The sequence below is a fragment of the Paenisporosarcina sp. OV554 genome, from assembly GCF_003058165.1.
GTDB lineage: Bacteria > Bacillota > Bacilli > Bacillales_A > Planococcaceae > Paenisporosarcina.
Genome location: NZ_QBUC01000045.1, coordinates 1 through 8,194 on the forward strand (window position 1 = coordinate 1; position 8,194 = coordinate 8,194).

Annotated in this window: 9 protein-coding genes; 2 read left to right on the forward strand and 7 right to left on the reverse strand. The window is 37.2% G+C overall.

Going from position 1 to position 8,194, the window contains the following annotated elements; all coding sequences use genetic code 11:
• A partial coding sequence (gene mobV / locus C8K15_RS19390; protein ID WP_146173686.1) for a MobV family relaxase occupies window positions 1–784 on the reverse strand: 784 nt, incomplete at its 3' end.
• Between the two features lie 585 nt (window positions 785–1,369).
• On the opposite strand from mobV, the gene C8K15_RS19395 reads away from it, so the two are divergent.
• Both C8K15_RS19395 and C8K15_RS19400 read left to right on the forward strand, forming a co-directional pair.
• Window positions 1,370–1,870 (forward strand): MerR family transcriptional regulator, encoded by a 501-nt coding sequence (locus tag C8K15_RS19395; RefSeq protein WP_108588032.1) that lies wholly within the window; start codon window positions 1,370–1,372, stop codon window positions 1,868–1,870.
• An 81-nt stretch (window positions 1,871–1,951) separates the two neighbouring features.
• Window positions 1,952–2,503: a site-specific integrase gene (locus C8K15_RS19400; RefSeq protein WP_108588033.1), complete on the forward strand. Its 552-nt coding sequence runs from the start codon at window positions 1,952–1,954 to the stop codon at window positions 2,501–2,503.
• Between the two features lie 205 nt (window positions 2,504–2,708).
• Here the strand turns inward: C8K15_RS19400 and C8K15_RS20645 are convergent, their stop codons facing one another.
• From C8K15_RS20645 to C8K15_RS19425, 6 genes are all read right to left on the reverse strand, one after another.
• Entirely contained in the window at window positions 2,709–2,855 is a 147-nt protein-coding gene (locus tag C8K15_RS20645) for a hypothetical protein (RefSeq protein ID WP_199224146.1), read from the reverse strand.
• Window positions 2,856–3,039: 184 nt separating this feature from the next.
• A complete protein-coding gene (locus C8K15_RS19405) occupies window positions 3,040–3,666 on the reverse strand; it encodes an immunity protein Imm33 domain-containing protein (protein WP_108588034.1) in 627 nt (208 codons plus the stop codon).
• A 102-nt stretch (window positions 3,667–3,768) separates the two neighbouring features.
• Complete coding sequence (locus tag C8K15_RS19410) at window positions 3,769–4,260, reverse strand: DUF6584 family protein (protein WP_369973797.1); 492 nt, start codon at window positions 4,258–4,260, stop codon at window positions 3,769–3,771.
• Between the two features lie 469 nt (window positions 4,261–4,729).
• Window positions 4,730–5,350 (reverse strand): hypothetical protein, encoded by a 621-nt coding sequence (locus C8K15_RS19415; protein WP_108588036.1) that lies wholly within the window; start codon window positions 5,348–5,350, stop codon window positions 4,730–4,732.
• Between the two features lie 222 nt (window positions 5,351–5,572).
• Window positions 5,573–6,007 carry a DUF4304 domain-containing protein gene (locus C8K15_RS19420; RefSeq protein ID WP_108588037.1) on the reverse strand — a complete coding sequence of 145 codons (435 nt, stop codon included), beginning with the start codon at window positions 6,005–6,007 and terminating at the stop codon, window positions 5,573–5,575.
• A gap of 268 nt (window positions 6,008–6,275) precedes the next feature.
• Window positions 6,276–7,436 carry a replication initiation protein gene (locus C8K15_RS19425; protein ID WP_158268366.1) on the reverse strand — a complete coding sequence of 387 codons (1,161 nt, stop codon included), beginning with the start codon at window positions 7,434–7,436 and terminating at the stop codon, window positions 6,276–6,278.
• Between the last annotated feature and the right edge of the window lie 758 nt (window positions 7,437–8,194).

The following is an 8,194-nucleotide window of genomic DNA, read 5'->3' on the forward strand; positions in this document are numbered from 1 at the left end:
CCTCCGCCCCTTTAGCGAGGGATTTAATCGTTTCGTAGTCTTCCGACGAAATTTCGATGGTTCTAGTGCCATTTAAACCCATCTTCGCTTTGAGGTTAGGCTTGTCTTTTACGGGGATGTTATCGACTTGCTGCTCGACCTCGTACACCTTCGTCACGTCTTGTAATTTGGTTTCCAGGTCTTTGACTTGCTGATCCAGGGTATCTGCCTTGAATTTCTGCGTTTCAATGTGTTCACGCTTCGATCCTTTTTCGCCACGCTCGATGTCAAATCCAAGTTTCTGCATGTGTTTGGGAAACTCGTCTTGAATCCAAAGCAGCTCTTGTCTGTTGAATATGTTTTTGCCTTGTAACTTGCCATCACGCATCGGCACGATGCCCAAGTGAAGATGGGGGGTGCGCTCGTCATTATGTACCGTGGCATACGCTACATTTTGTTTTCCGTATCGTTCCGAAAACAAGGTGCAGCTTTCCTCGAAAAATTGTTTTTGTTTATCAGGAGTCAGCTTGTCAAAAAAAACGGTATCACTGGTAATCAATAACTCGTTGACCAAGACCGCATCTTTTCGTGTTTTTCGTTCCCCTATTTTTTGTGAACCAATAATTTCTTTGACTCGTTTGTTGTAATCAATCTGTTCCGCGTTCACCAAATCGTAATTTAAATGCCGATTGGCTGGATCAATATCGGGATTGGTTCGACTCTCTTTTTCTCGTTGGTTATGAAATTGAATTCCCTTCACATCATGTGATTTTATCTTCACCATTCGAGCCACTACAAAGCTCATACAATCCCCTCCGATCCGCGCGATTTTACCGGCAACACTTCCAAGAAAAGTATAACACACTATACTTTACATGCGTAAAGGTGTGCTCTCCGAGGGTGAGTGCAGGGGTGACTTCCTCCTGACGGATGCTGTCCTTCCCCCAGTTCAAGCGTAAGAAAAAATCGTCCGGCTGCGGACGTTCTTTTCCCTGAGATCAAGAGTAGAAGTTGCCCCTTTGGAAAGGGGCAACCCACCAACCAAAACCCCCTCGCCGGGAGGCAGGTTCTCACATGGGGTGAGAACCAAAAACAGGGTGAAGAATCACCGCACGCACGTATCAACTCCTTAAATTCCTTCCACTATCGTTCCAGTCAGACATTTACCGTTGACACTTATCGTGGCCCTTCCCTTCTGCCAAACAAAAAAGACCGTCAATTTGACGGTCTCCTACATGATTTAAGAATGACGAGCGCCCGCGTTCGTCATTACCGGTATAAGCGCGCCAGAGACGAGCGACGGTAAGTCGGCCTATTACCGTTTATTATCGCAGTTATCGCAGTATTCTTATATAATTACGTTATCGCATAATTATCGAGGGGTGAGCGCATGCTTGAAAGCAGTTACCGAACGGGTCAAATCGCAGAACTATTAGAAGTTAGCACATCATCAATTCGTAAATATGCCGCAGCCGTTGAAAAGCACGGGGCGACGTTTGTAAAGGACGATAAAGGCGAGCGTATATTTACCGAGCAAGATCTTGCTGCATTCCGACATTTACGAAAACTAATTACTGGCGGTAACACGATGGATACCGCCGCAATCAACGCAGCTACACTGTTAAAGAACAATAAGGAGATAAGAACGCAGACAGGCGAAGTATTGGCAAATAACGACCGTGAACTATTTGTGGAAATGGCAAATCGTATTGAGACGTTGACGAAGCAGAATGAGGCGCTAGTAGAGGCAGTAAACGAAATGCGACGGGGACAAGGGCACATAATGGCGACACTGAAACGATTAGAAGAACCGGCGAAAGAAGAAGTGGCTTCGGGAATTATAGAAAATAAGGCAACAAGACCGCGTAAGTGGTGGCAGTTCGGACGTTAAATATTATGTCTTCTGTAATCGAATCTTTCGGTTAGAGATGATCACCTTCGGTCCGGAATTGAAAAGAAAAGGGGATTTCACTTGAAATTAGTACAACCAATAAGAGATAAAGAAAAAATAGCGAAAATTAAAGACATATTGCAAGGAACTTCTACAAGAGATTGGTTTATGTTTGTAATGGGTATCAATACCGGGTTAAGAATTAGTGATATGCTGCAATTAAAAGTTGAAGACGTGAAGGATAAAACCCATATTATTATTAAGGATAAGAAGACTGGTAAAGAAAAGCGATATAAAATTAACGATGCTCTCAGAGAGGCTATTGAGTATTACGTTGCTCGAAAAAGACTCAAGGTTGAAGGTTGGCTTTTTCCTTCCAGAATGGAGAAAGACAAACCTATAACAAGAGAACAGGCATACAAAATTTTAAGTGGAGTCTCAATGATGGTTGGGCTTGAAGAAATAGGTACCCTTACGCTTCGAAAAACATTTGGCTATCATTTCTATCAGGAGACTAAAGATGTAACCTTGCTACAAGAAATCTTTAATCATTCTGAACCGTCTGTGACGTTACGATATATTGGAATCATTCAAGATGTATTGGACCCAGTTGTTCAGAAAACCAGGAGTTAATGAACACCCTATATTTACAGTGTTTTCTGAGGGTTAACTCGTTCATTAATGTTCAAGAACTCGTTCAACAATCTAAGTCCAGTAACCTATACAACACTAAGTATAGATACACGATTAAAATATAGGTCATTAAAAAAAGCCACCTGGTAAAGGTAGCCGGTTGTTCAAGTAAAGCACTTGTTAATTTAAGTACAATAATTCACATTTAATTAAGGTTTTCAAACACTGCTGCAATTAGATAAATCGGGATACTGACAATTAACGCCCCTGCTAAAAGGTAACAAATACTTGTGAAAATAAATTTCAAGGTATCTTTTATCGCCCCTGCTAAATCATCAATAAATCTTGTCATTCCTATCCCTCCGGTCTAATCATAGTTTTAATGTGATTGTATCACGTATCCCTTCTAGGTTGACATAACACCCGGATGAGGAAGTTAATCAACTTCATTACTCCATAAGAAAAAGCCACCTTGTAAAGGCAGCTGGTTCTTCAACTAAAGCACCCGTTAGTTTAATAAATAATTGTATAGTTACTTATTCATTTAGATAAGTATCCCAATCATAATCATCTATTTTGTAAAACAAATATTCGTCATTTCTCTCATATGCACACAAAGGTTGTGCTTCTATAAAAGATAAAATAGAATCATCTATATTTAAAATTTCACCGATGGAAATATATTGTAGATTATCAGGATTATTTAAAAATTCATCATCTTCATAACCACTTAATACAGACCACCCTGAGTCTTGTTCATCTTTTGGATTATCTCTTAACATAAAGTTAAATTCATTTCTCTCAAGAACATCATTGCTAACTATTATCTTGGCATTAAAATAGTAATCCCATTCAGATGAAGTAGGGTCTTCATATTCGGTGTCACAGATATGTTCTGTTTGAAAAATGATTTCTTGACCATTCTTTAAATCTTTTAAGTTTAATGGAACATTCGTAAGTATCCCTTTGAAGTTCTTCCCTTGCATATGATTAATTTCAACCCACATTCTTTCGCCTACATATCCATCGTTATCTGTTTCTACAAAGATTAACTTAACAATATCCCCTATATTTAACATTTCAATTACTTCTTTGCTTGGAGCATAAAAAGTATAGGGAGATTCTTTATTTCTTTCATAAACACTATCTAAATACCAAGACATTTTTATTCCTCCTTGTTTTTGCAGCTAACATCTTCAACTAAACTGCCCCGTCAGTTGAATAAGGATTACAAAAAAAACTCTCTTGAAGCAAGATTCTAGGGATTAAAAAACCCAGCTAAACAGAGCGTAAATTCCGATTAATGTAAACAAAATGATTAATATTAATATCGTGATACACCCAATAGTAACTAACTTATCTCCCAAAGTATCGTCCAGTTCTTCCGTCAATTTTTCTTTAACTTTATATTGTAAAGGAGAAATTTCCTGATCTAATTGCAGCCTATTTATTATTCCGTTATCACCTTTAAATTTTAGAGCTCTTGCTATTCTAATAGGATCGTTCCCCATACTTTCTTCGAACTGAATACACGCTTCTACCATTTCAGGTGTCTTATTCTTTTCTAAATACCAATATCGACCAGCCATTGAAGGATATTTTAATGCAAAATAGATATCTCCTAACTTTCGACGGACTTCTAATTCATCTGGATAGGTGGAAATTAACCCGTGTAGTCTATCTCTTGCTTTTCCTAAGTCATTTTTTTCAATGTCCTCTTCTACCTTCTTTATAGTTTTAACAGGTATCTTTTCAATAACACACGCCTCCTTCAGCTTAATTATTTACAGTCTAAATAATCCTCGACGGGAATAATAAAATTTTAAAAACTATTCTATTTCTCGATAGATCAGAATAGTTTCTTATTGAACTAACCTGCAACGTTAGTTGAATAAAAAACTAGATAATCCGCCCGTAAAACGTCGATTCACTTACTTAACTGGATTGTATCACGTATGCATCCTAGGTTGACATAACATATCGACTAGGAAGTTAGCCCCCACGAACCAACCCTTACCACCCCTCACTTCTTCCTCTTTTTACGCATTCATCTTTTATTCACCGAATATACATCGTTGAGTTGACGGGCTTTTGGTTGATTCGCTTTTCCCCTCTATGAATAAATATCCAATCTGTCTTGGGCTTCAGGCAAATAAAAAAAGACCGTCTCTGACGATCTCCTGTTCTTCAACTAAAGCACCCGTTAGCTTAATAAGGAACAATAACTTATAAATCAGGTTTAATGTATTCTCCTGTTGAAGCATTAAAGCCCGCTGCTTTCATTTCTGTCCCATCACTATTCCAACCTACCACTAACATCATGGTAATGTTGGTCTCTCGATTTTTTATAAGCATAAAATTATAACCTTTCGCCCAGTCTTTACCAGGATAAACATTGCCCATTTTCAGTGCTTTTTTAAGCAACTCTGGTGAATCATATTTAATATCTTCTAAGGCAATAAAATCCTTTTTGGGATAAGGAGAGTTACCATCCACTGTAAAATCTTTTTTTTCTTCAATTTCCCCTTTATAAATGGTTACCAAAAAATTCTTATGAGTATCTGGTACTCCAAAATTAATATTCCAATATTTTCTTTTCCCGTTGCTTCCAATTGACTTCTCAGCCTTATCATCTAAGTCTATATTTACCGCATCTAGTAATTGTGCATTTTCATCCCATTCCAAAGCAGCAGGATATGCTAATTCAATCGCTTGTTTTATTGATAATTCTTGTTGTTCATCGACTTTAAATGTACCTTCAGCTGATTCTATTGAACCAACAGATACTTTCTCAACAGCCCCAATTGAAATTATCAAAAGTAAGACAACAAAAACTATTTTTTTCATTTTCTACCCCTTTTAGGGGTATTCTTTCCAAACCTTGTTCAACTATACTGCCCCGTTAGTTTAAGTGAAAACCTTCACAATTTTATATTCATTTTAACATAAATATCCAGTACGGTATTTATATAGGGAAACCCATCCTCCATGTTCTTTAACGATTAATCAACCTAATAAAAAAAGGCTTCACTCCTTATTGAAGTAAAGCACCCGTTAGTCCAAGAAGAGTCATTCAATTTGAAGGTATTGTTTTGTGATAAGTGTGGTCTGAAATAAGAGAATTGGTTGTTCTTTAATTAGGTTTTTTAAAGCCTCAATGTTTGTTATGGGGGAAACATAAAATAAGATGTTTCTCCCTAGTTCATTAGCTAGTTGATCTATCAACACTTCTTTTATATCAACTATGTCTGTGTTTTTGCCATATAGTTCAAACTCAAATCTCAAACGAACATTTCCTTCAGTATAATTAGGGTATTTCTTATCATTTAAGTCTTTAATTATATATCCAAGATTAAAGTAATAACTAGATGTGTAACTTGATTTTTGTAAACCAAGTACAATAATTATTTCATTACCTTCTAAATAATAACAACTTCTTCTTTTACTCATCCCGTTAGAAATAACTATTTCATCTACTATTTCTTTAAACTCCGCAGTATCCATTGGTATTCTCCTCTTTGTTCTATAAGGACCATTATTCTCCACTTAAATCGTCTATTCCATTAACCTGCCCCGTTAGTTGAACAAGGTCGGCAGATGATATCGTAGCCCCTGCGGGTCAAATGCATCGCATTATTTCCGACTGGAGGTCGACCAAAAACACCTCTTATTTTTAGGGTGTGTAGATGGGCACTCTCTCTGATCTGGATGCTGCTACTCCAAATAAAAAAGTCCTCTTACTTCGTGGAGGACTTTTCTTACTGTTCGCTATTCACCCGTTCATTTCCTCTTCAATTTCTTCAGGAGACTTACCAAGACTTTCGAGCAATGCACGTTTCTTTTCCTGATATTCTTCAGTCACTACTGTCGCAACTGTCTCTTCTTTCGATGTATTCCTTTCGTTAAACCAATCAGGAATAACTTCTGTTCGTCCAGTTGTTCGTTTACTCACTTTTAAATCAGCAAACGTGATAGGAAATCCATCTTGGTGAATATCCCATGCTGTTTTTATTTTCGACTTAATAAAACCTAACGGATTTTTCACGGTTTCTTCTTCATTTACATAACGAATGAGCATCTGCAATTCATTTTCAGCAGCATCATTCCAAATGAGTGAAGCACCTTGATACATTTGAGTGAAGAACGGTTGATCAAAGTTGTAACCTTGCGTTATAAGGTTCAATCGTTCTCTTATATCTTCATTAACATCATTCTTTTTCGGCTTCTCAGGTGCTATCGGTAGCTTAATTTCCTTTTCAACCGAATGTTTTATGGTGAATTCAATCCGTTCCACGCTACGTCCTTTTTTGATTTCTTGAAAATCTATTAAAAGATCAGTTTTCTCGTTCACTTCGTCAATAGCAGCTTTCAAGACACGTATTTTAAAATTAGCGTACCTTGGATATATCTTTTCAACAACGCCTAACTTCCCTCTTAAATCCTCAATAGAGCACTCCCATTTTCCAAGATGATGCCATTTTTTCATGAGTTCATATAAACGAATGGAATAGGTGCTATTAAGTGATAAAACATTGCTTAGACGATATGACGTGAACTGGCTTTTCAATTGCAACATATACGGCTTTAATTCTGGAACGAATTTGAGTCTTATCGAGCCTTTTCCTTGTATGTATTCAGCGCTTGATACCCAGTGAGTTAGTAACCACCCTCCATTTTCACGAGGGATTTCTATTACTTTTGACATTAAATTTTCTACCACTGTTTTGATCTCGGTATATTTTTCACGTCCCTGTAAACCTAGCATTTCGTGAAAATCTTTTATAGAAATTACATATTCCCTAAAGTCCTCGTCAGTTGGATTAATCATGGATACCATAGTAAGAATAATTTTTTGCTCACGAACGCTTAAAGGTTTCTTGTGTCTAGCTTCAATCAAATTATTTCCTTGTGTAACAACGTAATTTTCTTTCACGAAATACCTCCTTATGTAATGAAAAATTTCATTGTTACCTTATTGGAAATTTAACTAATAAAGAACCCTTTGTCAACGATATAGATAACCAGTTTTTATATTTGTTACCTTTCGAACCGAAGCTGTTACCTTTCGAACCGAAACTGTTACCTTAATCGAACCGAAACTGTTACCTTTCGAACCGAAGCTGTTACCTTTCGAACCGAAACTGTTACCTTTCGACCTCAAAAACCTAGTCATACCAACGCCTCAAGGGGTGTCTAAAACAGTTAAAACAAAGTACTTAAACAAAAGATATAAACCAAACACCAAACAACGCGCGTGAGAACCTGGTGGTGGTGGAAAATGAAATTCGTTAAAATCTTTTCCAAAAGAAATAAGCCCCTCTCAGGACTCTCTGCAAAACTATCAGTCTACTATGAATCTGAATGTGCCTAGAAGTGATTCTATTATACGTAGGAGCGTTTTTAATAGAATTTGTTGGAATTTGTAAGGATAAACATTTCAACCACCTTAAAAACGCTTGTACGGCTTTTTAGAGCTTATGGAGTTTAGTCAAAATCTACAGACTGCCAAAACCGCATTTTGCAGCTACTTTTCCCGTAGTTCGAGACTTATCTCTCTAAATCTAGGTCTTGTTTCTTTCGGCTATCGATCGATTTATCTTGTTCCCTTTTTTGTTGGAGTGTTTCTCTCATGCTTTCAGCACCTGGACGTTCATCATCCGGTATGTACTGGTCGAATTGTTCTTTTTTCAA

Excerpts from the sequence above, each read along its gene's own strand:
- C8K15_RS19395 (WP_108588032.1), top strand. The coding sequence starts at position 1,370 with ATGCTTGAAAGCAGTTACCGAACGGGTCAAATCGCAGAACTATTAGAA.
- C8K15_RS20645 (WP_199224146.1), bottom strand. The coding sequence starts at position 2,855 with ATGACAAGATTTATTGATGATTTAGCAGGGGCGATAAAAGATACCTTG.
- C8K15_RS19405 (WP_108588034.1), bottom strand. The coding sequence starts at position 3,666 with ATGTCTTGGTATTTAGATAGTGTTTATGAAAGAAATAAAGAATCTCCC.
- C8K15_RS19415 (WP_108588036.1), bottom strand. The coding sequence starts at position 5,350 with ATGAAAAAAATAGTTTTTGTTGTCTTACTTTTGATAATTTCAATTGGG.
- C8K15_RS19420 (WP_108588037.1), bottom strand. The coding sequence starts at position 6,007 with ATGGATACTGCGGAGTTTAAAGAAATAGTAGATGAAATAGTTATTTCT.